The organism is Campylobacter sp. W0014, assembly GCF_020135975.1.
Classification (GTDB): Bacteria; Campylobacterota; Campylobacteria; order Campylobacterales; family Campylobacteraceae; genus Campylobacter_D.
The window spans coordinates 1-25,705 of the sequence record NZ_JACHTR010000023.1 but is presented as its reverse complement, the minus strand read 5'-3'; the positions used below and the strand labels follow the sequence as shown (position 1 = coordinate 25,705).

The window sequence follows — 25,705 nt, the reverse complement described above, 5'->3', positions numbered from 1 at the left end:
ATATAAACTTGATAGAGGTTATATGGCTGGAGAGCTTTATATGTATGAAAAGGGTATAGATCCAAAAGCCAATGAAGGCAATTGGGCTTTGGACGCTGAGATTAAACAAGCCATTGCTAACGGCTGGAAAGCAAGTAGTGAAAGTATTAATTCTTATGTTGGATCTATAATGGATAGATTAAATAATCTTATAGGACAAACTAGGGTTTAGATTTTGATTAAAGGATTTTAATATTAAAATATTAAAATCCTTTTTTATGAATTAGCAGGAATAGCAGGTTTTAAATTCATAAGCAGTTGGACGTGCTTCTACTGGCCATACTTGAGTTTCAAATTTTAAATGTTGATAATCATCGATAAAAAGATTGCTCATAATTGGTTTTAAATAAGCATTGTTGCGAATGAGGGCTTCTAGACTTCCTCTTAGAGTATGTGGTAGCTGCTCGATACCTTTTTCACGAATTTCATCCAAAGTTAAATCAAATAAATTTTCATCCATTGGCCCGACTGGAATGGTTTTATTTTGTATCCCATCAAGTCCCGCCATCAATAAACTTGCAAAAGCAAGATATGGATTTGCTGTATTATCAGGAAAGCGGATTTCTATGCGAGCAGAATTTTTTTCTATACCATAAGGTATGCGACAACTCGCACTTCTATTTTGGCAAGAATAGGTTAAAATGCAAGGAGCTTCAAAACCAGGAACTATTCTTTTATAAGAATTTGAACTTGGGTTTGTAAAAGCAGCAAGGCTCCTAGCATTTTTTAAAATTCCACCTATATAGTGTATAGCAGTTTGACTTAAATTTGCATATCCTTGTTTATCGTAAAACAAATTAACTCCATTTTTCCATAAACTCATATGCACATGCATACCACTTCCATTATCTCCATAAAGCGGTTTTGGCATAAACGTTGCTGTTTTGCCATTTAAATGCGCAACCATTTTGACAACGTATTTATAAATTTGAACATTATCAGCAGCTTCTACAAGTGTATTGTATTTTACCCCAATTTCTGCTTGAGCTTGTGCGACTTCGTGATGATGCACAAAGGTTTTAAGTCCAACTTTTTCAAGAGTTTGCATCATTTCAGCTCTGATATCCACTAAAGAATCTACAGGTTGAACAGGAAAATATCCGCCTTTTTTGCGAGGCCTATGACCTGTGTTGTAACTATCCATAAATTCTTTATCATCATTCCATTCTCCCTCTTCGGTATCGACTTCATATTTTGAACAGTGCGCTGTATCTATTATCTTTACACTATCAAAGATAAAAAATTCATTTTCTGGCCCAAAATAAGCTGTATCAGCTATACCATTATCTTTAAGATGTTGCATTGCTTTTTTTGCAATACTTCTTGGGCATTTTTCATACATTTGTCCTTTGTAAATATCATACACATCGCAAAAAACAATAATGGTAGGGTCTGCTGTAAAAGGATCTAAAAAGGCACTTTGAACATCCGGTTTTAAAATCATATCTGATTTTTCAATCGGTTGCCATCCTTTTAAAGAGCTTCCATCAAATGGAATTCCTGTGTTAAAAGTTTCTTCATCGATTGAATGGATATTGTAGGTAATATGGTGCCAAGTTCCAATCATATCTGTAAAACGAAAATCCACAAAAACCACTTCATTTTGTGTGCAAAATTTAAAAAAATCATTGACATTATCAACAAATTTCCCCATATGTTCTCCTTGCTAAACATTAATTTTTGAAATTGTATCATATTATTTTAATAAAAATTTTGCTAGTATTTTTTGAATTTTATAGATTATAATTAAAAACTCAATAATTAAATAATATTTAAAAATACTTATGAATTTATATTTTATTTCAGATTAAATAGAGTATAATTTTAAAAATTATTGGTGAAGAAATATTATATCGGAATATTTTAAAAATTATAAGGAAAACAATGACTCAAGAAGAACTTGATGCTTTAATGAATGGTAGTTTAGATTCTGAAGATATTTTAGAGTCTGAAGCTTTTGTTGAAGCAGGAACTCAAAATAATGAAATTCAAGAAGAAAAAATAGAAGATGTAAAAGTAGCTGACTATAGGCCAAATCCTAATTTAGCATGGCCACCACCGCCACCAAGTCAAGAGCATAAAGTGGTGCATCAGCTTGATGATGTTACTAAGGATAGCGAACAAAAAGCTACCGAAATGATGGAAAAACTTGAGAATATCAGTAATTTTTTTGCAGACTCTGAAAGTTTAATGGCTGATATCGATAAAAACCTAGATAAAAATATAGAAATTTTTACAAGATTAAATGAGAAGTTTCCTAATGTTGAAAGCTTTAGCGAAGCTTTAGAATTTAATAAAAAAGCTAAACAAACAAGTAATAATATTATTGATCATTTACAAGGTGGTCAAGATGAAGTTATGATGGCTATGGATGCCATGCAGTATCAAGATATCCATCGTCAAAAAATAGAGCGTGTTATTAACGTTATGCGTGCTCTAAGTCGATATATGAGTTCTTTGTTTGAAGGCAAGATTGATGATAAAAAACGTGTTGGTTCTGCGGTACATATAGAAGGAGATAGCACAGCAGAAGTTGTAAGTAATGATGATATAGAAGCCTTGATAGCAAGTTTAGGTCAAAAATAATGATCATTCCAGAAATCGTAGCTCCAGCTGGAAATTTTACAAAGCTAAAGATTGCTTTAGCTTATGGAGCTGATGCGGTTTATGCTGGAGTAAATAACTTTTCTTTGCGCTCTCGAACAGCTAAAGAATTTACTTATGAGACTTTTGAAGAAGCTGTAAAATATACCCATAATAAGGGTAAAAAAATTTATGTTACTTTAAATGGTTTTCATTTAAGTGGGCAAATAGAGGGTCTTAAACGTCATATTTTAAAACTTCGCGATATGAAACCTGATGCTTTTATTGTTGCTTCTGTAGGAGCTATGAAATTAGTACGAGAATTGGCTCCTGAAATTCCTTTGCATGTATCTACGCAAGCTAATATTTTAAATTATCTTGATGCTGAAGTTTATAAAAGTATGGGTGCTAAACGTATTGTTATAGCTAGAGAATTAAGTCTAAAAGATTCTAAAATTTTAAAAGAAAATTGCGATGTAGAGCTCGAAGCTTTTGTTCACGGTTCTATGTGTTTTGCTTATTCTGGTCGCTGTTTGATCAGTTCGGTTCAAAGTGGGAGAATGAGCAATAGGGGCTCTTGTGCTAATGATTGCAGATTTAATTATGAACTTTATGCTAAAAACCCTGAAAATAATACACTTTTTAGGCTTGAAGAAGATGAAAATGGCACACATATTTTTAATTCCAAAGATTTAAATTTATGTTCTTATATAGAAAAAATTATGCGAGAAAATTGCATTAGTGCTTTTAAGATAGAAGGAAGAACAAAAAGCGAATATTATGTTGCACTCACTACAAGAACTTATAAAATGGCTATAGAGGATGTCTTAAATCATAATTTTGATCCTAAAAAATATGAAAGAGAAATTTATACCCTTAAAAATCGAGGTTTTACCGACGGTTATCTAGTTTCTCGTCCTTTGGAAAAAATAGATACTCAAAATCATCACACAAGTATAGAAGAAGGTACGCATCAAGTTCATGCTATTGTTGAAGATGGTGGTTGTTTTAAATGTAAAGGTAAAATAGTTTTAAATACAGCTTATGAAATTTTAATTCCTTTTGGAGATAAACTTGAGGAATGTGAAAATGAAATAGGTAAAATTTATCAAAAAGATGATAAGTATTTTGTGGAATTTAAAAAATTAATCGCAAAAAATAATAAAGAATTCACAGAAATCCATAGCGGGAATGAAAATGAGATCAAAATGCCAGCTAAGGTAAGCGCATTTAGTTTTCTAAGAAAGGAAATTTTATGAAATTTGTTTCTATTTTAATGGGGAGTAAAAGTGATTATGAAATTATGCAAGAGTGTGCTAATATTTTTAAACAATTTAATATTAAGTATGAACTTATTATCACTTCAGCACACCGTAGCCCACAACGTACTAAAGAATACATAAAAAAAGCAGAAGAAAAAGGTGCTCAAGTTTTTATAGCGGCCGCAGGTATGGCAGCTCATTTAGCTGGGGCGGTTGCTGCTTATACAACTAAGCCAGTTTTAGGCGTTCCTATGTCAGGAAGTAATTTGGCAAGTATGGATTCTCTTTTTTCTACTGTACAAATGCCAAGTGGAATTCCTGTGGGAACTTTAGCCATTGGTAAAGCAGGCGCTCAAAATGCTGCTTATTTAGCAATGCAAATTCTTGCTTTAAGCGATGATAAACTGGCACAAGCTTTAAAAGAAGATAGAGAAGCTAAAGAAAACAAATTGGTTGCAGACTCAAAGAATGTTGAAATTTTATTATAGGAAAAAAAGATGCAAACTTATTTAGAGCTTGAAGAATTTTGCAAACTTGTACATTTAAACGAAGATGTTGTAAAAGGTATGATGGCTAATGGTGCCTTGAATTTTAAAGAAGAAGAAGGTGTGATTTATATAGAAGCTAATCAAGGAACTTTTAGTGTTGTTCCTGCTACTAAATCGCAATCTGCTATGGTTAATTCTATGACTTTAGCTGGAGAAAGTTTTGTGGAAAAAACTATAGGTACGATTTTAAATTTACATGAAAAAGTTTTAGATGCAAAAGATGAAACACTTGAAGCTTTAAAAAATGAAAATAAATTTTTAAAAGATGCTCTTTATTCCATGCAAGAACTTTATGAAGAAGATAGAAAAACGATAGAAACTTTAAACAATGAGTTAAAACATGCAAGAGAAGAAGTTGAGTTTTTAAAGCGTAAGTATAAACTTATGTGGAATAAAACAACTGAAATTTTTGGAGCAAAAACGGAACCTGATTTAGAAATGAATAAAGAAAATAAAACCGATATAAATTTAAATAACAATCAAGAAGGTGAAAAATGAATTTTTCACAAATGATATTAAAACTACAAGAATTTTGGCAACAGCAAGGTTGCGCTATAATGCAATCATATGACATGCCCGCTGGAGCAGGGACTTTTCATCCTGCTACTTTTTTAAGGAGTCTTGGAAAGCAGCCTTGGGCTGCAGCTTATGTGGCACCTTCACGTCGTCCAACGGATGGGAGGTATGGAGAAAATCCCAATCGCTTAGGTGCTTATTATCAATTTCAAGTTTTAATCAAACCTAGTCCAGAAAATATACAAGAACTTTATCTTAGAAGCTTAGAAAATTTAGGTTTTGATTTAAAAAATCATGATATACGTTTTGTGGAAGATAATTGGGAGAGTCCAAGTTTGGGAGCTTGGGGGCTTGGTTGGGAAGTTTGGCTTGATGGTATGGAAGTTACACAATTTACATATTTTCAGCAAGTCGGAGGTATAGCAGTAGATTTAGTCAGTGCTGAAATAACCTATGGACTTGAAAGAATAGCTATGTATCTTCAAAATGTTGAAAATGTTTATGATATTGTTTGGAGTGAATTTCAGGGTAAAAAAATCACTTATGGTGATGTTCATAAACAAAGCGAATATGAGTTTAGTAAATATAATTTTGAAGTAAGTGATGTTGAGTTTTTAAATCAGCAATTTGAGAATGCTTACAAAGAATGTAAAAATATATTAGAGCAAGGATTAGCATTGCCAGCTTATGATTATTGCATGCTTGCAGCACACACTTTTAATCTTCTTGATGCAAGAGGAGCTATTTCTGTTGCGCAAAGACAAGATTATATGTTAAAGATTAGAGAGCTTTCTAAAAATTGTGCTCAGGTTTATAAAAAAACGTTAAATGAAACTAATTGATATTTATAATTTCTTAGATCAATTAAGCCCTTTTAATAATCAGCAAGATTGGGATAATAGCGGTCTTTTGCTTGGAAATAATCAAGATGAGATTAAAACTGTATATTTAAGCTTAGATATAGATGAAAATTTAATTAATCAAGCTGAAAATAATTCTTTATTTATAACGCATCACCCTCTTATTTTTAAGGGTTTGAAAAATTTAGCAAATTTGGATTATCCTAAGGCTTTTGTTAAAAAAATGATAGAAAAAAATATCTCATTAATATCCATGCATACAAATTTTGATTTAAGTCATTTAAATAATTATTTTGTCGAGGAAATTTTAGGTTTTAAAATTGCTTTTAAAGATGAATTTTTGATCTATGTTGATCAAGGATTTGATTTTTTTCAATTGTGTGAATATTTAAAATCAAAATTGCAAATGGATATTTTAAGGATTAGTTATTGCGGAAAAGAAAAAATCAAGCGTCTTGCTATTTGCACTGGAAGTGGTGGAGATCTTATATCTAAAGTGCAAGCAGATTGTTTTTTAAGCGGAGACTTTAAATATCATCAAGCCATGCAAGCAGTGAGCGATAATTTAAATTTAATTGATATTGGGCATTTTGAAAGTGAGCGGTATTTTTCACAATGTCTAGCAAAAGACTTGAAAAATTTGCCACTAAAGGTTATAATATCAGCTTCAAAAAATCCATTTCAATATTTTTAAGGAATATATATGAATAAACATCTCGAACAATTAGTGCTTTTATCCAAAATAGATCAAGAAATTGATAGTTTTGAACCAAAAATTGATAGCATAGCTAAAAATTTAAAAGATGCTGAAAATAAGATCAGTCAGATCAATACTCAAATCAGTGATTTAGAGCTTGAGATTGAGGATGTAAAAAATCAAAAAATCCAAAATAACTTACACATTTCAGAATTTTCAGCTAAAATAAAAGAACTAGGCAAAAAAAGTGGTTCTGTAAAAACAGAAAAAGAGGCTAATGCTTTAAAAATAGAAGAGGATATTGCTAAAGAACAGCTTGATTCAGCTAATGATGAGATTATTCGTTTGGATAAAATTTTGGAAAATAAAGAGCTTTTTAAAAAAGAACTTTTAGAAAGAAAAGCTAAAGAAGAACAGGATATAGAGACGATAAAGGCAAATATTAAAACTCAAATGGAAGCCTTGGAAAAAGAAAGAATGGATGTTTATGCTAAAAAAACTAAACTCGTTGAAGATATTAACTTCAAAGTTTTAAGTTTTTATGAAAAAATTAGAAAATGGGCTAAAAATACAGCAGTTGTAGCCGTCAAAAAACAAGCATGTTATGGTTGCTTTATGAAAATTTATGATAAAACCTATTTATCTGTGATAAAAGGGGAAGAAATCGTAACTTGCCCACATTGTGGTAGAATACTATATAAAGAGCAAGAAGATAAGAGTTGATTCTTTGTTATTATATTTTAGCGTGGATAGTTTTTATAATATCAGCTATCCCTATTTTTATCCTTTCTTTATTGAAGCAAAAATATAAATATAGCTTAAAAGCGCGGTTTTTTTTATTTAAAAATTTTCATCAAAAAATTTCTGATGTTCATTTTCATACTTGCTCTTATGGGGAAACAAGAAGCATAAAAGAATTCGCTTTAAAATTTGACTCTAGAATTACCACTATAACACAAACTGGTTTTAGTTGTGCTAAAGAATTTTGTAAAAAGGTAAATTATCTTCCTTTTGAAAATTGGATACCATTATGGCTTAAACCTACAAAGGTTTTGGTTATTTTTGAGGCTGAATACTGGCTTATACTTGTTTTTATGGCTAAATTTTATCGAGCAAAAATTATCTTACTTAATGCGCGCATTTCGGATAAATCTTATAGAAGTTATCTAAGATTTCGTTTTTTTTATGAAAAAATTTTTTACTATATTGATGAAATTTTTGCACAAAGTGATGTAGATAAAATAAGGCTTGAAAGTTTAGGAGCAAAAAATGTTAAAGTTTTGCACAATATTAAAGCCAATATTTCCATAAAGCCTAATAAAAATTATTTAAAATCTAAAGAAAAATTAATCATTTTTGCAAGCACGCATGCGGGTGAAGAAGAATTATTGCTTGATTGGATCAATTTGAGTAAAGAGGAAAAACTCATCATTGCCCCTAGACATCCAGAGCGTTTTTTTGAGGTTGAAAATTTACTTAAAAATAAAGGCTTAGAATTTGAAAAATTTAGCCTTTTAAACACTCAAAATAAAAATTTTAACAAAAAGATTTTATTGTTAGATGCTTTGGGAGAGTTAATCAACTTTTATGCTATTTCAGATATAGTGGTTTTAGGCGGATCTTTTTTTAAAAATATTGGTGGGCATAATCCCATAGAGGTGGCTTCTTTTGAAAATGTTTTAATATCAGGACCTTTTATCGATAATCAAAAAGTTTTATTTGATAAAGTTGAAAATGTTTATTTTTGCAATGATTTAAAAGAGTTAGACTATAAAATTCATCATTATAATTTAAAAGCAAAAATTAAAAAAAGTGATGATCTAACACAAGTTTTTAAGGCAATACAGGAAGGAATTGATGCAAGAAAAAGCTTATAAAATTTTAGCTTTGCAAGAAAATATTTCAAACCGCGAAGCTAAAGAATTGATAGATAAAGGATGTGTTTTTACACATGGAAAGAAAGTGCTTATCGCAAGAGCTTTAATGAGTGATAAGACAAAATTCAATGTTGTAAAAATGGCAAATCCTAGTGTTATTTTTGAAGATGATAAAATCATTGCTATTAACAAGCCTTATTCTTACATAAGCGAGGATTTGGAAAAAAAATTTGGTGCAAAATTGTTAAATCGCATCGACAAAGAAACAAGCGGAGTGATTTTACTTTGCAAGGATGAGAATTTTAAAAAGCTTTGCATTGAAGAATTTAAGCGACAAAAAGTTTATAAAAGTTATATAGCGGTTTTGGATGGAATTTTAGCAGAAGAGATAGAAGTTAATGAGCCTATTTTAACTATAAAAACAAAAAGAGGGGCTTTGAGTAAAATTTCTAAAGAGGGTTTGAGTGCATCAAGTTTATTTATCCCGATTATAATCCAAGCAAAAAAAACCTTGACAAAAATCATTATTCATACAGGAAGAACTCACCAAATTAGAGTGCACGCTAATTTTATTAAGCATGGAATCATAGGAGATGAAAAATACTCAAAAATCACCAATAATAGAATGTATTTGCATAGCTATGAAATAAATTTATTTGATTATAAATTTAAGGCGGATTTGGATCATAGCTTTTTTAACTTAGGCTTTGAAATAAAAAATTTAGATTTTTAAAGCCATTTAAGAAAAAATTTTGTATAATTCTAGGCTTAAATTAAAAAGAAAGGTGTAAAGTGTTTGAATTAATTGGCGAATCTTTTAAATCAGCGATTAATAAACTGCGTTTTGTTGATGATGAAAAAGCGCTTAAGAATGCTTTAGAAACCTTAAAAAAATCCCTTCTCAAGGCTGATGTGCATCATAAAGTCGTTAAAGAATTATTGATGTTTGTTGAAGATGATGTCAAAAAAAACGGGATAGGGCAAAAACAATTTTTAGATGCTATAAAATCAAATTTAGAAAATATTTTAAATGTTAATGGAAAAAATCAAGGTTTTGTGTTTTCCTCAAAACCTCCAACAGTCGTTCTTATGGCTGGTTTGCAAGGTGGAGGTAAAACCACTTCTACAGTTAAGCTTGCAAATTATTTAAAACTTCGCAATAAAAAAGTTTTAATTGCCGCTTGCGATTTGCAACGTTTAGCGGCTGTTGAGCAACTTAAACAATTGTGTAGTGCAAACGAACTTGATCTTTTTTCTTTAGATAATGAAAAAAATCCTATAGAAGTTGCAAAACAAGCCTTAGATAAGGCTAAAAATTCTATGGTTGATGTATTGCTAGTTGATACCGCAGGACGTTTGGCTATTGATGAAATTTTGATGGATGAACTAAAGAAAATTAAAGAAGTTTTAAATCCTGATGAAGTTTTTTATGTTGCAGATGCAATGAGTGGTCAAGATGGAGTTAAAACAGCAGCTAGTTTTAATCAAGCTTTGGGTATTAGTGGTGTGATTTTATCTAAATTTGATGCAGATACTAAAGGGGGTGTTGCTTTAGGGATAGCCAAGCAAGTTGAAACTCCTTTAAGATTTATAGGAACCGGTGAAAAAATAGCAGATTTAGAGATTTTTATACCTGATAGAATTGTTAGCAGAATTATGGGTGAAGGTGATTTGGCGACTTTAGCTGAAAAAACTGCAGCTATAATTGATGAAAAAGAAGCAAAAAAGCTTAATCAAAAAATTAAAAAAGGTGAATTTAATTTTAATGATTTCTTAAATCAAATGGAGAGTATGAAAAAACTTGGTAGCATGAAATCTCTTATTGGTATGATTCCTGGACTTTCTAATATGTCTTCGGCTATAAAAGATATCGATCTTGATAATTCTAAAGAGATTTTGCATATTAAGGCTATGATTTCTTCAATGACTCCTAAAGAAAGAGAAAATCCAGATTTGCTTAACAATGCTAGAAAGCGTCGTATAGCAGAAGGTGCTGGTTTGTCTCAAATGGAAGTAAACAGATTTTTAAAACAATTTGCTAATGCAGCGAAATTAGCTAAGAAATTTTCAGGAAAAAAAGGAATGGAAAGTTTGATGCAAATGATGAATCAAGCTAGAAGGCAATTTTAAAAATTTTATTTATGAGTATAAATTTATATTTATAGATAAAATTTTTATTTTAAGGAGTAACAATGACAGTAATTAGACTTACAAGAATGGGAAGAACAAAAAGACCTTTTTATCGTATCGTGGTAACAGATAGCAGAAAACGTAGAGATGGTGGTTGGATTGAAAGTATAGGTTATTATAATCCTATGGTTGAACCTGAAGTTGTTAAATTTGACGCAGAGCGTTTAGCTTATTGGAAAAGCGTAGGTGCTAAGTTAAGCGATAAAGTTGCTTCAATCACTAGCAAATAATTATGGTAGAAAAATTTTTAAAAGAATACACCAAGTTAATCGCAGATTATCCTAATAAAATTTCAACAGAAAAAATAGAGCTTGGTGAAAATTTTTTTGAAATTATACTTTATGTTGATAAGACAGATACTGGAAAGCTTATCGGAAAAAATGGCAAAATGATCAATGCGATTAAAACTGTTGTATCTGCTTTCAAAAGCAAGGATGCAACAAATTATCGTGTAACGGTAAAAGCGCTTGAGTGAAGAAGATTTCATCCAAGTTGCTAAACTTGGAAAAACTGTTGGTCTTAAAGGTTATTTAAAACTTCATAATTTTAGTGATTTTTTAAAGCAGTTTAAAAAAGACTCCTCTTTTTTTATCGATAAAGGTCGTAAAAAGTTAATTGTAAAATCCTATAATCATACCAATTCTTCGATTTTATTTGAGGGATATGAAAGTATCAATCTAGCTCAAGAGCTTGTAAATACTATTTTATATCAAAGCATTGAAGCAACTCGTAAAACTTGTAAATTAAATAAAGATGAATTTTTTTATTTTGATATCTTAGGATGTCAAATTTTATTTCAAGAGCAAATTTTGGGTAAAGTGGTTAATATATTGGAAGTTGGAAATTCTTTTTTATTTGAAATAGAAACCGATAGAGAATTTTTTATTAAAGATTATCCTAAAATATTTTTTATACCTTATCTTGATAAATTTGTTAGTAAAATCGATATAGATAAAAAAAATATTTTTTGTACCCAAGATGCTTTTTTGATTTTAGAAAATTCATGAAATTTACTTTTGTATCTTTATTTCCTAATTTGATTGAATTCTATTTTCAAGATTCTATTTTAGCAAGAGCAAGGAAAAAAAATCTTTTTAAACTTGCATTTGTTAATCCTAGGGATTTTAGTCAAAATTCATATCATAAGGTTGATGATTATAAAATAGGTGGTGGAGCAGGACTTTTGATGCAAGTTGATCCATTATATAATGCTTTAAAATTTATTCAAAATGAAGAAGGTGAGCCTTATTTTATTTTTTTAACTCCAAGTGCAAAACTATTTAATCAAAAAGATGCAAAACGTTTAAGTAAAAAGAAAAATATTGTATTAGTTTGTGGAAGATATGAAGGTATTGATGAAAGAGTAATAGAAATGTTTGCCAATGAGGTTTTTAGCATAGGAGATTTTATTTTAACTGGTGGAGAATTGCCAGCTCTAACCCTTTGTGATGCGATTTTAAGAAATGTAGACGGAGTTTTGGGAAATACTTGTAGTCTTGAAGAAGAAAGTTTTGAGAATAATTTGCTTGAAGCTCCTTCATTTTCAAAACCTTTTATTTTTGAAAAAAAAGGTGAAAGTTTTTATACTCCTTCAGAGTTTTTAAAGGGTAATCACGCTAGAATTGCAAGTTTAAAAACTACTTTAGCGTTTTGTAAAACTAAATTTTTTCGTCCAGATTTATTTTTGGAGCATAAACGCAAAAAATGAGGGATTTTTTATGAAAAACAAATACATAGAGCAATTTGAAGCTAAGCAAATCGAGGGTAAAAATATTCCAGAATTTCGTGCTGGAGATACTTTAAAGCTTGCAATTCGTATTAAAGAAGGTGATAAAACAAGAATTCAAAATTTTGAAGGTGTTTGTATTGCTAGAAGAGGTAATGGGGTAAGTGAAACTTTTATTGTTCGTAAAATTGGTGCTAATAATGTAGGTGTTGAGAGAATTTTCCCAATTTATAGTGAAAGTTTGGAGAGTATCACTGTATTAAGAAAAGGACGAGTTCGACGTGCAAGATTGTTCTACCTTAGAGATAGACGCGGTAAAGCAGCTCGTATTAAAGAACTTAAAAAATAATATTTACAGCGATTCATCGTTGTAAATATTTAATGCTACTTATTAAAAAATATCTTTTTAAATAATTTTTTATCACTATAATTATATTTATTAAAAGTATTTTATTATAATCAAGATGTATCAAAATTATTTATTAAGGAAAAAAATGTTTTTGGTTAAGAAAATTGTTGCATTTTTGATTATTAGCGCTCCATTATTTTTAAACGCCACACAGTATCAGTTAAGTACTCATATCTTAGATATTTTTTCAGGAAAGCCTGCACCTAAAGTTAAGGTAGAGCTTTATAAAATGGAAAAAAATCAAAAATGGAAGAAAATAGGCGAAGAATTTACAAAAGACGATGGAAGAATAGGCGATTTTTTACCTTATAATAAACTAGAAAATAGAGCAAGTGGAATTTACAAGCTTAAATTTTACACTAAAGACTATTACACGTCTCGCAAGGTTGATACATTTTATCCTTTTATAGAGGTTAGTTTTGAGCTTTCTAAGAATCAAAAGCATTATCATGTGCCGATTACTCTTTCACCATTTGGCTATTCTACTTATAGAGGAAGTTGAGAAATAAAAATTTATTATGAAATGGAATATTAACTCTTGGAGAAGATATCCTGTTAAGCAACAACCTATTTATCCAGATCAAAAAGATTTAGATAAAGTTCTAGCTAAACTTCAAAAATTACCCCCTTTAGTATTTGCAGGAGAAGTTAAAGCTCTTCAAAATGATTTAATCAAAGTTTCACGAGGTGAGGCTTTTTTACTTCAGGGTGGAGATTGCGCTGAAAGTTTTAAAAATTTTGGCGCTATTAATATACGTGATATGTTTAAAATTTTACTTCAAATGGCCATAGTTTTAACTTTTGCGGGCGGATGTCCTATAGTTAAGATTGGACGTATAGCGGGACAATTTGCAAAACCTAGAAGTGATGATTTTGAAGAATTAAATGGAATAAAACTTCCTAGTTATCGAGGAGATATTATCAATGATTTTAAATTTGATCAAGAATCAAGAATTCCAGACCCTAAAAGAATGCTAGAGGCTTACTATCAAAGCGCTACAACTTTAAATTTATTGAGAGGGTTTGCTAAAGGAGGATTGGCTGATTTACGTGAAGTTCATCGTTGGAATTTAGGCTTTTTGAAAAAAAATAAATTATATAAACAATATGCTCACATGAGTGAAAAAATATCCGAAGCTTTAAATTTTATAGAAGCTTGCGGTATCAATATACAAAATACATCTGCTCTTAAAGAAGTTAATATTTACACGTCTCATGAGGCTTTGCTTTTGCCTTATGAAGAATCCTTAACAAGAGTGGATAGCTTAAGTGGGGAAATTTATGATTGTTCTGCTCATATGCTATGGTTAGGAGAAAGAACTAGAGCTATTGATGAGGCGCATGTTCATTTTTTAAGCGGGATAAAAAATCCTTTAGGGGTAAAAATAGGTCCTAATGCTACCGCTGAGGATATCATTGCTTTGGCTAATTCTTTAAACCCTGAAAATGAAGAAGGTAAATTAAATATTATTATTAGAATGGGTGCTGAAAAAATAGTTCAGAATTTGCCTAAAATTTTTGTTAAACTTAAAAGAGAAGGATTGAACTTAATCTATAGTATTGATCCTATGCATGGCAATACTACAAAAATAGGAAACTACAAGACGAGAGAATTTGATAAAATCATTCAAGAGGTGAAATCCTTTTTTGAAATCGCTTATAGTGAGGGAATTTATGCAGGAGGGGTACATCTTGAAATGACAGGGCAAAATGTCACAGAGTGTATAGGTGGTGCTTCAAATATTACTCAGCAAAAATTAAATGAGCGTTATGAAACCCAATGCGATCCAAGATTAAATGCCGATCAAGCTTTAGAACTTGCATTTTTGATTGCAGATTTATTAAAAAGGAATAGAAAATGTTAAATTTTTATGGTATAAAAAATTGCAATAGTGTTAAAAAATCTCAAGAATTTCTTGAAAATAAAAAAATTAAATTTGAATTTTTAGATATTAAAAAACTTGATGAAAAAACTTTTGATTTTTGGATCAGTCAAAGAGATATTACAGATTTTGTAAATACGGCGGGCACGACTGCTAGGAAGATCGGATTAAATAAAGAAACACTTGTGCATTTAAGCAAGGATGAGTTAAAAAAGATAATACTAGATAATCCAAGCTGTATCAAACGCCCAGTGATAGAATCTCAAGGTAAAATTTATATCGGAAAAGAATATGAATCTTTAAAATGAAAACGATTTTAAAGATTCTATCATTTTTACATCTTGCCGATTAGATCGAGTATTTCTCTTTCATGCGGAAATCTTTCACTCTCGCAATTTATAAGAGCCATTTTTGAAAAGATTATTTTTGAATCAACTTCCACGATAAAATCGCCCTTATTGCCAATTTCAAATTTAATATGAACATCTTGAAATTTATTTTTTAATTCTTCTGCAACACGTGCAGCTTGCGGACGATAGTTTCAAAGATTGCAATAAATAATTTTTACTTGCATTTTATCTCCTTTTGAGACTTTTTATAATTATAATATATTTTTTAAATTTTGTAGAGTCTAAGAGAATAAATTCTTAAAAATTCAGCGATAAAAAAATATAATAAAAAATATATTTTGAGCATTTTTTAAGGATAAATAATGAGTCAATTTACCCATCTTCATTTGCATACTGAATACTCTTTGCTTGATGGCGCTAATAAATTAAAAGAATTAGCAGATACTCTAAAAGAGCAAGGGGTTACAAGTGTAGCTATGACAGATCATGGCAATATGTTTGGTGCTATTGATTTTTATCAAACGATGAAATCAAGGGGTATTAAGCCGATCATAGGTTTAGAAGCGTATTTGCATAATCATGATGATATAAGTGATAAGAGCTCTAGGCAGCGTTTTCATCTTTGTTTGTATGCTAAGAATGAGATAGGTTATCAAAACTTAATGTATTTAAGCTCTCAAAGTTATATTCATGGACTTTATTATTATCCACGCATCAATAAAAAAATTTTAGAAAAACATAGTGAAGGACTTATCTGTTCATCGGCTTGTTTGCAAGGTGAGGTTAATTGGCATTTAAATGTTCAAAGTCAAAGAAATGCTCGTTTTGGTGCAAAAGGATATGAGAGCGCCAAAGAAGCAGCATTATGGTATAAAGATGTTTTTAAAGATGATTTTTATTTGGAGATTATGAGACATGGTATTTATGATCAAAGATGCATTGATGATGATATTATAAGATTATCTAAAGAATTAAATATAAAAATTATAGCTACAAATGACACACATTATACCTTTAAAGAAAGAGCTGCAGCACATGAAGTTTTTATGTGTATAGCAATGGGAAAAAAATTAAACGATCCTGATCGCATGCGTCATAGTGTGCATGAATTTTATGTAAAAACCCCTCAGCAAATGGCAGAGCTTTTTTCAGATATCCCAGAGGCTATAGAAAATACGCAAGAAGTAGCACAAAAATGTAATTTAGAATTAAATTTGGGAAATCCAACTCCTCCTAATTTTAAATTTACTAGAGAATATGCTAAAGAATACAATTTGCAATTAAAAGATGAAAAAAAAGAATTCAGTTTTGATAATGATGATATTGTTTTTGAATATCTTTGTAATAAAGGTTTAGAAGAAAGATTAAAATTCATAGATGAAGATAAGCACAAAGATTATAAAGAGCGTTTGCAAAGAGAGATTGATATTATTAAAAATATGAAATTTTCAGGTTATATGCTTATTGTTCATGATTTTATAGCTGTTGCTAAAAGCAAAGGCATTCCAGTTGGACCAGGAAGAGGTTCTGCTGCTGGAAGTTTAGTGGCTTATTGTTTAAAAATCACAGATTTGGATCCTTTACCTTATAGTTTGCTTTTTGAGCGTTTTTTAAATCCAGAGCGTGTTTCTATGCCAGATATTGATGTTGATTTTTGTCAAGATAGGCGAGGGGAAGTGATTGATTATGTTATTGATAAATATGGCTCTGATAAAGTCGCACAAGTTATAACTTTTGGTAAGTTATTGGCACGTGGAGTGATTAGAGATGTTGCTAGAGTATGTGACATGAGTATCCCTGATGCTGATGAGCTTGCTAAGCTTATCCCCGAAGAGCTTAAAATCACTTTAGATAGTGCTTATGAAAAAGAGCCAAAGATCAAAGAATTTATTGATAGACATCCTAAAGGGCATGAGGTTTGGGAATATGCAAAAGCTTTAGAGGGGCTTAATCGAAATGCAGGTATGCATGCAGCAGGTGTTGTTATTTCTAATGAAAGTTTGTGGAAAAAAACTCCTCTTTTTAGGCAAAGTAAAAATGATGAAAGACATTTAGTAACGCAGTATTCTAAGGATCATTTAGAAGATGTTGATTTGATTAAATTTGACTTTTTAGGTCTTAAAACTTTAACTGTTATTAATAACGCTATTAATCTTATAAAAAAGCGATACAACAAAGATATAGTTTGGGAAAGTATTGATGTCAATGATCCTAAGGTTTATAAAACTATACAAAGTGGAAATACTTTGGGGATTTTTCAAATAGAATCAGACGGTATGCAAAGTTTAAATGCAAGGCTTAAGCCAGAAAGATTTGAGGATCTAATCGCGGTACTAGCTTTGTATCGCCCAGGACCAATGGAGTCAGGTATGCTTGATGATTTTATCGATAGAAAGCATGGTTTAAAAGATATAAAATATCCTTTTGATACTTTAAAAGAAGTTTTAGAGCCAACTTATGGGGTTATAGTTTATCAAGAACAAGTTATGCAAATAGTTCAAATTATCGGTGGATTTTCTTTGGGTGGAGCAGATGTTGTGCGCCGTGCTATGGGTAAAAAAGATCCTGAAAAAATGAAAAAATTAAAAGATGAATTTGCCGATGGAGCCGAAAAACAAGGCTATAATAGAAAAGAAGCCGAGGATCTTTGGGAACTTATTTTAAAATTTGCAGGCTATGGTTTTAATAAATCACATTCTGCAGCCTATGCTCTTATTACCTTTCAAACTGCTTATTTGAAAACTTATTATCCTAGTGAATTTATGGCTGCACTTTTGACAAGCGAAGAAAATAATGTTACAAAAATCGCTGTTTATATAGATGAGATGAAAAAGATGAATATCAAACTTTTGCCACCTTCTATTAATAAGGCTATACGTGAATTTAGCGCTATAGAGCAAGAAGATGGAAGTGATGCAATCGTTTATGGTTTAGGAGCGATTAAAAGCGTGGGAATTCCAGCAGTTGAAAATTTACTTGAAGCTAGAGAAAGTGGGGAATTTAAGGATATCAATGATTTTCTAGGTAAAATAGAACCTGCAAAAATCAATAAAAGAGCTCTAGAAAGCCTTATTAAAGCTGGTGCTTTTGATGAATTTGGCTATACGCGTAAATGTTTATTTGATAATTTAGAAAATCTTTCGGAGGGTTCAAGAAAGATGGCTGAAGTGAGAAAAAATGCGGCGAGTTCTCTTTTTGGAGAAGATGAGCTTTCTAGTGGTTTACAAGCGAATTTTATTGTCAAAAATGACGAATTTGAAATCATGGAAAAGCTCGATTTTGAAAAAGAAATTTTAGGAATTTATGTTTCAGGCCATCCTTTAGATCGTTTTTATGAAGAGTTTAGAGATATAAATTACGTAAAAAGTATTGATTTTTCATCGCTTAAGGGCAATGGGGAGATATTGAGTATTGGGAAAATAGAGGGCTTTAAAACCATGATGAGTAAAAACAATAAACGTTATGGTAAGCTTGAAATTTTAGACTTTTACTCTACCTTTGATGCAACTGTTTTTGAGTCAAATATAGAGGAATTGGAAAATATTTTAAAAGATGAAGAATCAAAAAATAAGGCTTATGGATTTTTATTAAGTTATAAATCTGATGAAGGTAAGGTTGATAGTTTTGCTTTAAGATCGATTAAAAAGCTAGAAGAACTTAAAGAAGGAGATTTTAAGGCGATTAAGAAATTTTCAACTAAAAAAATAGTCCAAGAAAATAAAGATTTTACCGAAGAACCTAAAGAATTTGAAAAAAATATTATAGAACTTGATATTTCTAAATTAAATCGTGAATTAATTTATGAAATTCATAACATAGCAAGAAATGCACACAATCCAAATGAAAAGGGAAATCGCAAACTCGTTTTAAAAATTATCAGTGCTGGTTCTTGCTTGCTTTACCATACTGATTTTGTTATATCTGAAAATATAAGTCAAAAGATTATTGAAAAATATGCGGGATGAATTTAATTTTTAAATAAAATACTCCCCAATCTAACCATATTTGAGCCGCATTTTATTGCGAGTTCAAAATCATTACTCATCCCCATAGAGCAAATTTTTGCACCATATTTTTGTAATTTTTCATAAATTTTAAATGTAGTTTCAAAGCTTTTGATAATCTGATTTTGATCTTCTTCATTAGCACCTATACTCATTACACCACAAAGATTTAATTTCGGACATTCTTCTTGAATTTGTATGTATTCTTCTATTGCTTTATTTAAATCAATTCCGCTTTTACTTTTTTCTTTAGCACTGTTTATTTCCAGTAAAGTATCAAGTTTATAATCAAGCCTTTGATTTACAGCTTGAGCGATTTTTAAACCATTGCAAGATTGCCAAAGAATAGGTTTTTGTTTGATTAAAAGGTTGATTTTGTTGCTTTGTAAATTTCCTATGAAATGCCATTTAATATTTAACTTTTCTTTATTAAGCTCTTGTTTTTTTTGGAATAAAGCTTGAACTTGGTTTTCTCCAAAATCAGTAATTCCAAGATTGAAAAATTTTTTAATAGTATTAGAATCTGTATATTTACTTGCAGCAACCAAATGAATATTTTTTGTTTTTTCTAAAATTTGTTCTAAATTCATGGATGATTTTTTTAAAGCCTTTTGAAAGGCTTTAAAATTTATTGCAATAAGCTTGCGATTTTGCTTTGCAATTGCATATTTGATTGAGCTGCTACAAAAGCCGCTGCATTTTCTTTTAGGTAATTGGCGTTAAAGTCATTAACATTTTTAGCCATATCATTGTTTAAAAGATTATTTTCAGCTGCTTTTGTATTGATACTATTTTGGACACTAGAATTAATATTTGAAGTAATAGCATTAATACCAGAGCCTATTTCACTTCTAAGACTGCCAAGTTGATCCATGAAATTTGTAATACTATCTTGATTATCTATACTAAGACCTGCTGCGGAAAGTGAATTTAGGTTTGTTGTTTCAGTGCCACTTCCTACAACAAAATTCATAGTTTGAAATACATTTTTACCATTATAGGTTGCATTATTAAAAGAATCATTAATAGAATCTTGAATTCTTGTAGCTTCTGTTCTTAACATATTCTTTTGAGAATCATTCAAGGCAGCATTATTCATTTTTACTGAAAGTTCGTTTAGTCTATCGGCACTTTGAGAAATATTTGTCAAGCTAGCATCAGCAATTTGCAATACACCAATAGCATCATAAGCATTAGCTATCCCTTGATCTATTGTACTAGATTGAGATCTTAAAGAATCAGCAATAGCCAAATTTGCACTATCAACTCCACTGATTGCACGAACAGCGGCAATATTTTCTAAAGCTTTATCGCTAGCTTTTTGGGCATTATTTAAATAATAGTTTTGTTGCATCATGGTTGCATCAGAAATCATCATAGCACGCTTCCTTAATTTATATTAAATTTTTAAATTATATCATTTTTTCTCTATTTTAAAACTTAAAAAATATAAAAATATTTGAGATGCTAAAATTATTTTCAAAGTGATTTCGCTCGCACTGTGTATGCCAGTAAATTCAGTACTAGTGGTTGCTTGTTCGCCTAATTTTTGCATAGAGATAATTTGTTCAGTGAAATAAAATACAAAAACTAAGCTTAAAATTAAAATAATTAAACTTAATATTAGTTTTGAAAATTTAATTTTAAAATTAAATTTTTCTCTAAAATAAGAAAAGATTTCAAATAAGATATTTATGATTGAAACAATAAGTAGCAAATATCCCATTTTTATAAAAATTTGTGTCATTAAAATTCCACTTTGATAATGACTTAAAATTCCATTTCCAATAAAATTTTGAGGATAAAAAATAACAGGCGCAACAACAATGCCAAGTATAAGTTCTATACCTATCATGGCTGCAAGTAAAAATAAATTAACAGCTTTCAAAATTTTCTCCAATTTATTTTGATTTTTGATTATCTTAGCACAATAATTTTAGCTTTGAGTAAATTTTGCAACAAAAACTCGATCATGTCCAACTTCATCTTTAAAAAATAAATTTGAAAAATAATATTGTTTTAAAATTTTATCCAAAACTTCTTTTTGATTATAGCCAAATTCACAGGCTAAAAATTTTACCTTTTGTGAATAGCTAAATTGAATGATTTTTTCTAAAATTTCATAACCTTTTTCTCCACCAAATAAAGCTTCTTTGGGTTCACTTTGCACCCAAATATCTATAGGATAAGAATTTTTTATATAGGGAGGATTTGAGAAAATAAAATCATAATTATCTTTTAATGTGGAAAAATCACAAAGTTTAAAATCGATTTGTTTTTCTACTCCGTGAAATTTTGCATTTTTTTTAGCAAGTTCTAATGCTTTGGGATTGATATCGCAAGCAGTGAGATTGATTTTAAGTTCTTTGGCTAATACAATACTTAAAATTCCACTACCAAAGCCTATTTCTAAGATATTTTCAAATTGATGAGTTTTGCATAAATTTAAAATTTGGGTCAACAATATTTCTGTGTCGTATCTAGGTATCAATACACCTTTGTTTATCTGAAAATCTAAACCCCAAAAATCTACTTTTTCAAAAATATATTCAAAAGGCTCTCCTTTGCTAAAACGATCAATGAGTTCAAAGTATATTTTTGGATCAAAATTTAAATCTTGATTTAAAAAAAGCCATGTTTTATCTTTATTTAGATGCTCACAAAGTATAAAAATAGCTTCATTTTTATGGTTTTTTAGTTTAGATTTTGCTTGCTTTAAAGCTTCTTTTATAGTCAAGAAAGAGCCTTAATTCTGTCATAAATACTTGGATGACTAAGATAAAAAAAGCTATAAATTTTACTCGTTTTAATAAAAGCTTTATTTTCTCTTGCTAATACCATTAAAGCATTTTTCATGTCTTCTTTGCAGGTAACTTTAGCTCCATGCAAATCAGCCGCAAATTCATTTTTTCTACTTAAAAAATTAATCAAAGGTGAAATAATAAAGCTAAATACATTGCTAAAAATGAGTAAAAGTGCAAAAACTCCAGCGCTGATATTATCTAAGTGTGTTTGCGTGTATAGAATTTGTGGTAAATGTGCAAAAATAAAAAAAAGCAAAAGCATCATAAAGGCACTACTAAATAGATTTTTTATGATGTCTTTATGAACAAAATGTCCAAGCTCATGTCCCAAAACAGCTAAAAGTTCCTTTTCATTGAGTGCCTTTAATAGAGTATCAAAAAGCACAACTCTTTTATTTTTAAAAAGTCCTCCAAAATAAGCATTTAAGCGTTTATCTCTTTTGCTTGCATCCATCACATAAATTCCATTTGCGTTAAAACCGCATTTTTGCATCAAAGAAGAAATTTTATTTTGCAAATTTTCATCTTCTAGTTTTTGAATTTTATTAAATATAGGAGCAATTAGAGTAGGGTAAATTATATTTATAAGTAAAATAACAAAAAATGAAAATACAAAAGCAGCAATCCACCATAATGATTCAAAAAAATCATAACAAAAAAGCAAAGCATAGATGATTAAAAAGCCAAATATTAAGGTTAAGAGTATGCTTTTTATACTATCTTGGATAAAAATTTTTAAAGTCATGTTTGAAAATCCGTGAACCTTATCTTTTACAAAATGCTCATAAAAACTAACGGGTAAATTTACAATACTTGTTATGATTAAAAATGCTAACAAAAATAAAGTATTTTCAAGACGTGAATTCTCCTCAATAATTAAATTGTTAAGAAAATAAAAACCAAAGCTAAGCCAAGCAGCATTGATAAAAAATGAATACAAATTAGAGAATAATTTAAATTTTTCATTATCTATAGCAATATTAGCTGCTTTTTTATAGTCGTTTTCGTCTAAAATTTGTGCTTTTTTTTGTTTTTCTTGTTTTAAAAAAATGATTTGTCGATAAGAAATAAAAGATAATATAATCGTATAAAGAAATAAAATTGCAATTAAAATCATATTTTTCCTTAAAAATAAAAATATTTTTGTTTTGAATTTTAACTTAAAATCATGAAATAAAGTTAATCATTAAAGAATTTATTAGTACAATATACATTAAATTTTTATAATTTTAGGATAAAAAATGTTTAAAACAAAAATATCTCAAAAACAAGATTTAAAAAATAAAATTTCATTTAACGATGCTATTTTGGATGATAGACTTTTTAATTTTACTCGCAAAATTCAAAAAATAAGTAAAGATGAAGCCAGCGCAAGTTTGCTGGCTAGACAGCTTAGCAGGCTTATTAAGGCTAATCAATGAATTGTTAGCATTTTTTAGGGCGAAATATTTTAATCACTTCATCGTTATTTTCTATATAAGAGCCTCCAATTAAATCTATACAATAAGGGATAGCCGGAAATATAGGATTTAAGCATTCCATTATAGCTTTAGGATTTCCTGGAAGATTTACAATGAGAGTTTTATTGCGAATTCCTGCAGTCTGTCTTGATAGTATCGCAGTAGAAACATATTTTAAACTTTCCAAACGCATTAATTCTCCAAATCCAGGCATCATTTTATCACATACAGCTTCAGTTGCCTCCGGTGTTACATCTCGCAATGCAGGTCCTGTTCCGCCACTTGTTATAATCAAATCACATTTTTTTTCATCACTTAGATAAAGTAATTTTTGTATGATTAAATCATAATCATCCGGAATAAGTTCTTTAAAATAATCAATTTTATTTTTTATGAAAGAATTAAGTATTCTTTCAACTTCACTTGTCGCTTTATCTTCATATATACCGCTACTTGCACGATCACTTAAGGTTAAAATTCCAATTTTTATTATATCCATTATATAATTCTCCTTATTTTTAAAGCCAACCCTTCTTTTTAAAAAAAGCTACAGGTAGTATAATAGAAACAACCATGATAAAAAGTACAATAGGATAAGCATAATGTAAATCAAGCTCGGGCATAAATTTAAAATTCATTCCATAGATTGTTCCAATAAGTGTTGGTGGCATCATAGCAACTGTTGCAACCGTAAAAAGCTTGATAATTTTATTTTGTTCTATATTGACTTGACTTGTTAAAATTGTTTGTATGTTATCTAAAATATTTAATTGGGAAACGCTAAATTCAACTAAGGAATTTAAGTCTTTAAGAACTATGGTTAAATTCTGTTTGATATCTTTATCTATTTTATCGCTTTTTAATAAAGAAGTCATTGCTCTTCTTTTATCAAAGAGAGAATCTCTAACACGCATATTTAATTCTTGTAAACTAGAGATATCTTTTAGCATTGCATCGTAGCTATATTCATCTTTTTTTTCTAAGACACTTATTCTTAAGCGTCTTGCTTCCTTATCCACCCATTCGAGCAAATCTGCATCTTTTTCAACGCGTACTTCAAACATTTTATCAATGATATCATATCCATCTTCAAAATTTTTAGGACTTGCCAGTATTCTAGCTTGAATTTCTTCAAAAGTGTTAAATTCGCTATATCTTATTGTAAATAAAATATTTTTAGCTGTTGTAAAGGTGACTATTTCTGTACTAAGATTGTTAGGATTAGCTTTGTTTTCATTATGCTTATAATCTCTGATTAAAAAATGCGCATTAATGGTAATAGTTGCATTATCTTCCCAATATTTTGCACTGAGTTCTATTTCTTGACTTTCTTCTTTGGTTGGGAATTCAAGATCAAATTTATTAGCAATAAAAGTAATCTCGGCTATGCTTGGATGAAGTAAATCTATCCATAAAATATTTTCAGGTAGCTTTTGTATATTTTCATCCAAGTTAAAGCAAATTCTTTGCACCAAGGCATTTTCTGTTTTAGTATAGATATAAAGCATAAATGATTCCTTAAATACAATTTTGTATTTTTGATATTTTATTCTAAATCATATTTTTTTAAAAGTTTATCATAAGTTCCATCAGTTTTTAGTTCATCAATACCTTTGTTAAATCGAGCCAAAGCTTCTTTTTGTGTACCTTTATCAAAAGCAAAACTAAAGCCTTTACTATCATCATTTTCTTGATAAAAGCTTACAAGTTCTGGATTTTCAGTAAGAAAGCCTTTTGCGGCATCTTGATCTATGATAATAGCATCAATTTTATTGTTTTTTAACGCTAAAATAGCGATATTTAAATCTTTATTGGCTTGAATTTCTGCATTTTTGATTTTTTTTGCAGCGTTTTCTTGTAATGTCCCAAGTTGCACACCTATTTTTTTACCTTCCAAATCACTTTTAGAATTAAGTTCATTATTGGTTTTTAATTTAATATAAAGATTTTTACTTTTAAAATAAGGTTGTGTAAAATCAACACTTTGTCTTCTCTCATCAGTTGCACTCATAGCAGAGGCAATCATGTCAATTTTTCCAGCTTTTAAAGCAGGAATTAAACCATCAAAACTAGTTTGAACCCAAGTGATTTTTATATTTTCTTTTTTACCAATAGCATTAACTAAATCCGTATCAAAGCCAGTAAGAATTGAATTTTCTTTATAATTAAAAGGCTTGTAATTAGGATCCGTTCCTACTTTTAAACTTAAAGTTACGTTTGACTCTACTTGATTATCATTTTTGTTTTTTTGGCAAGCTATAAAATATAAGCTTGTTAAAACAAGACAAAAAGTAATAAATATTTTTTTCATTTAGAAATCTCCTTTTTCAAAATTTAAATATTTTAATACTAAAAATGCAATTATAATAAATTTTTGTAATTATTTGAGTTTTATTCTATAAATTGATTGAAAGTAAAATTATTTTATCAAAAACAACCGGATTTTTATTAATCTTAATTTTTTAGTTCTAAATATCTTAATTAAATAGCAATAATA

General features: G+C 29.5%; 30 protein-coding genes and 1 pseudogene. 21 read left to right on the top strand and 10 right to left on the bottom strand.

The window, feature by feature from the left end:
- Positions 1-211, top strand: a pseudogene (locus H2277_RS07405) (hypothetical protein); the annotation flags it as partial.
- A 51-nt stretch (positions 212-262) separates the two neighbouring features.
- On the opposite strand, the gene glnA reads toward H2277_RS07405, so the two are convergent.
- Positions 263-1,693 (bottom strand): type I glutamate--ammonia ligase, encoded by a 1,431-nt coding sequence (glnA, locus tag H2277_RS07400; protein WP_337201696.1) that lies wholly within the window; start codon positions 1,691-1,693, stop codon positions 263-265.
- Positions 1,694-1,923: 230 nt separating this feature from the next.
- Here glnA and H2277_RS07395 point away from each other — a divergent pair, with 230 nt between their 5' ends.
- The 18 genes from H2277_RS07395 (at position 1,924) to H2277_RS07310 (ending at position 14,898) form a co-directional block, all read left to right on the top strand.
- Positions 1,924-2,625, top strand: a complete 702-nt coding sequence (locus H2277_RS07395; RefSeq protein ID WP_337201695.1) for a chemotaxis protein — start codon at positions 1,924-1,926, stop codon at positions 2,623-2,625.
- Positions 2,625-3,881 (top strand): peptidase U32 family protein, encoded by a 1,257-nt coding sequence (locus H2277_RS07390; protein ID WP_337201694.1) that lies wholly within the window; start codon positions 2,625-2,627, stop codon positions 3,879-3,881. Before H2277_RS07395 ends, H2277_RS07390 begins: the two co-directional genes overlap by 1 nt.
- A complete protein-coding gene (gene purE, locus H2277_RS07385; RefSeq protein WP_337201693.1) occupies positions 3,878-4,372 on the top strand; it encodes a 5-(carboxyamino)imidazole ribonucleotide mutase in 495 nt (164 codons plus the stop codon). Before H2277_RS07390 ends, purE begins: the two co-directional genes overlap by 4 nt.
- A 9-nt stretch (positions 4,373-4,381) precedes the next feature.
- Positions 4,382-4,930: a DUF3972 domain-containing protein gene (locus H2277_RS07380; RefSeq protein WP_337201692.1), complete on the top strand. Its 549-nt coding sequence runs from the start codon at positions 4,382-4,384 to the stop codon at positions 4,928-4,930.
- Positions 4,927-5,790: a glycine--tRNA ligase subunit alpha gene (glyQ, locus tag H2277_RS07375; RefSeq protein WP_337201691.1), complete on the top strand. Its 864-nt coding sequence runs from the start codon at positions 4,927-4,929 to the stop codon at positions 5,788-5,790. The genes H2277_RS07380 and glyQ overlap by 4 nt, the downstream gene beginning before the upstream one ends.
- Complete coding sequence (locus H2277_RS07370; protein WP_337201690.1) at positions 5,777-6,502, top strand: Nif3-like dinuclear metal center hexameric protein; 726 nt, start codon at positions 5,777-5,779, stop codon at positions 6,500-6,502. Before glyQ ends, H2277_RS07370 begins: the two co-directional genes overlap by 14 nt.
- Before the next feature lie 9 nt (positions 6,503-6,511).
- Complete coding sequence (locus H2277_RS07365; protein ID WP_337201689.1) at positions 6,512-7,228, top strand: zinc ribbon domain-containing protein; 717 nt, start codon at positions 6,512-6,514, stop codon at positions 7,226-7,228.
- Positions 7,225-8,382 carry a lipid IV(A) 3-deoxy-D-manno-octulosonic acid transferase gene (gene waaA, locus H2277_RS07360; RefSeq protein ID WP_337201688.1) on the top strand — a complete coding sequence of 386 codons (1,158 nt, stop codon included), beginning with the start codon at positions 7,225-7,227 and terminating at the stop codon, positions 8,380-8,382. Before H2277_RS07365 ends, waaA begins: the two co-directional genes overlap by 4 nt.
- The gene (locus H2277_RS07355; protein WP_337201687.1) at positions 8,363-9,115 is read left to right on the top strand and encodes an RluA family pseudouridine synthase; all 753 of its coding nucleotides are present in this window, start codon (positions 8,363-8,365) and stop codon (positions 9,113-9,115) included. Before waaA ends, H2277_RS07355 begins: the two co-directional genes overlap by 20 nt.
- Before the next feature lie 59 nt (positions 9,116-9,174).
- On the top strand, positions 9,175-10,512 hold the full coding sequence (gene ffh / locus H2277_RS07350) for a signal recognition particle protein (protein ID WP_337201686.1): 1,338 nt from the start codon (positions 9,175-9,177) through the stop codon (positions 10,510-10,512).
- 62 nt (positions 10,513-10,574) lie between these two features.
- Positions 10,575-10,802 carry a 30S ribosomal protein S16 gene (gene rpsP / locus H2277_RS07345; RefSeq protein ID WP_004275478.1) on the top strand — a complete coding sequence of 76 codons (228 nt, stop codon included), beginning with the start codon at positions 10,575-10,577 and terminating at the stop codon, positions 10,800-10,802.
- A gap of 2 nt (positions 10,803-10,804) precedes the next feature.
- Positions 10,805-11,047, top strand: coding sequence for a KH domain-containing protein (locus H2277_RS07340; protein WP_137624451.1), 243 nt, complete (start codon positions 10,805-10,807; stop codon positions 11,045-11,047).
- Entirely contained in the window at positions 11,040-11,579 is a 540-nt protein-coding gene (gene rimM / locus H2277_RS07335; RefSeq protein WP_337201684.1) for a ribosome maturation factor RimM, read from the top strand. The genes H2277_RS07340 and rimM overlap by 8 nt, the downstream gene beginning before the upstream one ends.
- On the top strand, positions 11,576-12,280 hold the full coding sequence (trmD, locus tag H2277_RS07330; protein WP_337201683.1) for a tRNA (guanosine(37)-N1)-methyltransferase TrmD: 705 nt from the start codon (positions 11,576-11,578) through the stop codon (positions 12,278-12,280). The genes rimM and trmD overlap by 4 nt, the downstream gene beginning before the upstream one ends.
- A gap of 10 nt (positions 12,281-12,290) precedes the next feature.
- Positions 12,291-12,647: a 50S ribosomal protein L19 gene (gene rplS / locus H2277_RS07325; RefSeq protein WP_137624454.1), complete on the top strand. Its 357-nt coding sequence runs from the start codon at positions 12,291-12,293 to the stop codon at positions 12,645-12,647.
- A 145-nt stretch (positions 12,648-12,792) separates the two neighbouring features.
- Positions 12,793-13,209 carry a hydroxyisourate hydrolase gene (gene uraH / locus H2277_RS07320; protein WP_337201682.1) on the top strand — a complete coding sequence of 139 codons (417 nt, stop codon included), beginning with the start codon at positions 12,793-12,795 and terminating at the stop codon, positions 13,207-13,209.
- Between the two features lie 16 nt (positions 13,210-13,225).
- The gene (locus H2277_RS07315) at positions 13,226-14,572 is read left to right on the top strand and encodes a class II 3-deoxy-7-phosphoheptulonate synthase (RefSeq protein WP_337201681.1); all 1,347 of its coding nucleotides are present in this window, start codon (positions 13,226-13,228) and stop codon (positions 14,570-14,572) included.
- Positions 14,566-14,898 (top strand): ArsC/Spx/MgsR family protein, encoded by a 333-nt coding sequence (locus tag H2277_RS07310; RefSeq protein WP_337201680.1) that lies wholly within the window; start codon positions 14,566-14,568, stop codon positions 14,896-14,898. Before H2277_RS07315 ends, H2277_RS07310 begins: the two co-directional genes overlap by 7 nt.
- Positions 14,899-14,924: 26 nt before the next feature.
- On the opposite strand, the gene H2277_RS07305 is transcribed toward H2277_RS07310, so the two are convergent.
- Positions 14,925-15,164: a SelT/SelW/SelH family (seleno)protein gene (locus tag H2277_RS07305; RefSeq protein ID WP_337201679.1), complete on the bottom strand. Its 240-nt coding sequence runs from the start codon at positions 15,162-15,164 to the stop codon at positions 14,925-14,927.
- Between the two features lie 138 nt (positions 15,165-15,302).
- On the opposite strand from H2277_RS07305, the gene dnaE reads away from it, so the two are divergent.
- Positions 15,303-18,905 (top strand): DNA polymerase III subunit alpha, encoded by a 3,603-nt coding sequence (gene dnaE / locus H2277_RS07300; RefSeq protein WP_337201678.1) that lies wholly within the window; start codon positions 15,303-15,305, stop codon positions 18,903-18,905.
- A gap of 2 nt (positions 18,906-18,907) precedes the next feature.
- Here dnaE and H2277_RS07295 read toward each other — a convergent pair whose 3' ends face one another.
- The 5 genes from H2277_RS07295 to H2277_RS07275 are packed head-to-tail and all read right to left on the bottom strand — an operon-like array spanning position 18,908 to position 22,865.
- A complete protein-coding gene (locus H2277_RS07295) occupies positions 18,908-19,534 on the bottom strand; it encodes a YggS family pyridoxal phosphate-dependent enzyme (protein WP_337201677.1) in 627 nt (208 codons plus the stop codon).
- A gap of 38 nt (positions 19,535-19,572) precedes the next feature.
- A complete protein-coding gene (gene flaC, locus H2277_RS07290; RefSeq protein WP_337201676.1) occupies positions 19,573-20,322 on the bottom strand; it encodes a flagellin C in 750 nt (249 codons plus the stop codon).
- 39 nt (positions 20,323-20,361) lie between these two features.
- The gene (locus tag H2277_RS07285; protein ID WP_337201675.1) at positions 20,362-20,832 is read right to left on the bottom strand and encodes a DUF4149 domain-containing protein; all 471 of its coding nucleotides are present in this window, start codon (positions 20,830-20,832) and stop codon (positions 20,362-20,364) included.
- A 48-nt stretch (positions 20,833-20,880) separates the two neighbouring features.
- Positions 20,881-21,681 (bottom strand): HemK/PrmC family methyltransferase, encoded by an 801-nt coding sequence (locus H2277_RS07280; RefSeq protein WP_337201674.1) that lies wholly within the window; start codon positions 21,679-21,681, stop codon positions 20,881-20,883.
- Positions 21,678-22,865, bottom strand: a complete 1,188-nt coding sequence (locus tag H2277_RS07275; protein ID WP_337201673.1) for a M48 family metallopeptidase — start codon at positions 22,863-22,865, stop codon at positions 21,678-21,680. The genes H2277_RS07280 and H2277_RS07275 overlap by 4 nt, the downstream gene beginning before the upstream one ends.
- Before the next feature lie 124 nt (positions 22,866-22,989).
- Between H2277_RS07275 and H2277_RS07270 the strand changes: the two genes are divergently transcribed.
- Entirely contained in the window at positions 22,990-23,169 is a 180-nt protein-coding gene (locus H2277_RS07270; protein WP_337201672.1) for a molybdenum cofactor biosynthesis protein, read from the top strand.
- Positions 23,170-23,173: 4 nt separating this feature from the next.
- Here H2277_RS07270 and mog read toward each other — a convergent pair whose 3' ends face one another.
- Genes mog through H2277_RS07255 form a run of 3 tightly spaced genes read right to left on the bottom strand, consistent with a single transcriptional unit; the run spans position 23,174 to position 25,519 of the window.
- The gene (mog, locus tag H2277_RS07265) at positions 23,174-23,707 is read right to left on the bottom strand and encodes a molybdopterin adenylyltransferase (protein WP_337201670.1); all 534 of its coding nucleotides are present in this window, start codon (positions 23,705-23,707) and stop codon (positions 23,174-23,176) included.
- Between the two features lie 19 nt (positions 23,708-23,726).
- On the bottom strand, positions 23,727-24,716 hold the full coding sequence (gene corA, locus H2277_RS07260) for a magnesium/cobalt transporter CorA (protein ID WP_337201669.1): 990 nt from the start codon (positions 24,714-24,716) through the stop codon (positions 23,727-23,729).
- 38 nt (positions 24,717-24,754) lie between these two features.
- Entirely contained in the window at positions 24,755-25,519 is a 765-nt protein-coding gene (locus H2277_RS07255; protein WP_337201668.1) for a basic amino acid ABC transporter substrate-binding protein, read from the bottom strand.
- Between the last annotated feature and the right edge of the window lie 186 nt (positions 25,520-25,705).

Coding starts and splice junctions, on each gene's coding strand:
- glnA (WP_337201696.1), bottom strand. CDS start 1,693: ATGGGGAAATTTGTTGATAATGTCAATGATTTTTTTAAATTTTGCACA.
- H2277_RS07395 (WP_337201695.1), top strand. CDS start 1,924: ATGACTCAAGAAGAACTTGATGCTTTAATGAATGGTAGTTTAGATTCT.
- H2277_RS07390 (WP_337201694.1), top strand. CDS start 2,625: ATGATCATTCCAGAAATCGTAGCTCCAGCTGGAAATTTTACAAAGCTA.
- purE (WP_337201693.1), top strand. CDS start 3,878: ATGAAATTTGTTTCTATTTTAATGGGGAGTAAAAGTGATTATGAAATT.
- H2277_RS07380 (WP_337201692.1), top strand. CDS start 4,382: ATGCAAACTTATTTAGAGCTTGAAGAATTTTGCAAACTTGTACATTTA.
- glyQ (WP_337201691.1), top strand. CDS start 4,927: ATGAATTTTTCACAAATGATATTAAAACTACAAGAATTTTGGCAACAG.
- H2277_RS07370 (WP_337201690.1), top strand. CDS start 5,777: ATGAAACTAATTGATATTTATAATTTCTTAGATCAATTAAGCCCTTTT.
- H2277_RS07365 (WP_337201689.1), top strand. CDS start 6,512: ATGAATAAACATCTCGAACAATTAGTGCTTTTATCCAAAATAGATCAA.
- H2277_RS07355 (WP_337201687.1), top strand. CDS start 8,363: ATGCAAGAAAAAGCTTATAAAATTTTAGCTTTGCAAGAAAATATTTCA.
- rpsP (WP_004275478.1), top strand. CDS start 10,575: ATGACAGTAATTAGACTTACAAGAATGGGAAGAACAAAAAGACCTTTT.
- H2277_RS07340 (WP_137624451.1), top strand. CDS start 10,805: ATGGTAGAAAAATTTTTAAAAGAATACACCAAGTTAATCGCAGATTAT.
- trmD (WP_337201683.1), top strand. CDS start 11,576: ATGAAATTTACTTTTGTATCTTTATTTCCTAATTTGATTGAATTCTAT.
- rplS (WP_137624454.1), top strand. CDS start 12,291: ATGAAAAACAAATACATAGAGCAATTTGAAGCTAAGCAAATCGAGGGT.
- uraH (WP_337201682.1), top strand. CDS start 12,793: ATGTTTTTGGTTAAGAAAATTGTTGCATTTTTGATTATTAGCGCTCCA.
- H2277_RS07315 (WP_337201681.1), top strand. CDS start 13,226: ATGAAATGGAATATTAACTCTTGGAGAAGATATCCTGTTAAGCAACAA.
- H2277_RS07310 (WP_337201680.1), top strand. CDS start 14,566: ATGTTAAATTTTTATGGTATAAAAAATTGCAATAGTGTTAAAAAATCT.
- dnaE (WP_337201678.1), top strand. CDS start 15,303: ATGAGTCAATTTACCCATCTTCATTTGCATACTGAATACTCTTTGCTT.
- H2277_RS07295 (WP_337201677.1), bottom strand. CDS start 19,534: ATGAATTTAGAACAAATTTTAGAAAAAACAAAAAATATTCATTTGGTT.
- flaC (WP_337201676.1), bottom strand. CDS start 20,322: ATGATGATTTCTGATGCAACCATGATGCAACAAAACTATTATTTAAAT.
- H2277_RS07275 (WP_337201673.1), bottom strand. CDS start 22,865: ATGATTTTAATTGCAATTTTATTTCTTTATACGATTATATTATCTTTT.
- H2277_RS07270 (WP_337201672.1), top strand. CDS start 22,990: ATGTTTAAAACAAAAATATCTCAAAAACAAGATTTAAAAAATAAAATT.
- mog (WP_337201670.1), bottom strand. CDS start 23,707: ATGGATATAATAAAAATTGGAATTTTAACCTTAAGTGATCGTGCAAGT.
- corA (WP_337201669.1), bottom strand. CDS start 24,716: ATGCTTTATATCTATACTAAAACAGAAAATGCCTTGGTGCAAAGAATT.
- H2277_RS07255 (WP_337201668.1), bottom strand. CDS start 25,519: ATGAAAAAAATATTTATTACTTTTTGTCTTGTTTTAACAAGCTTATAT.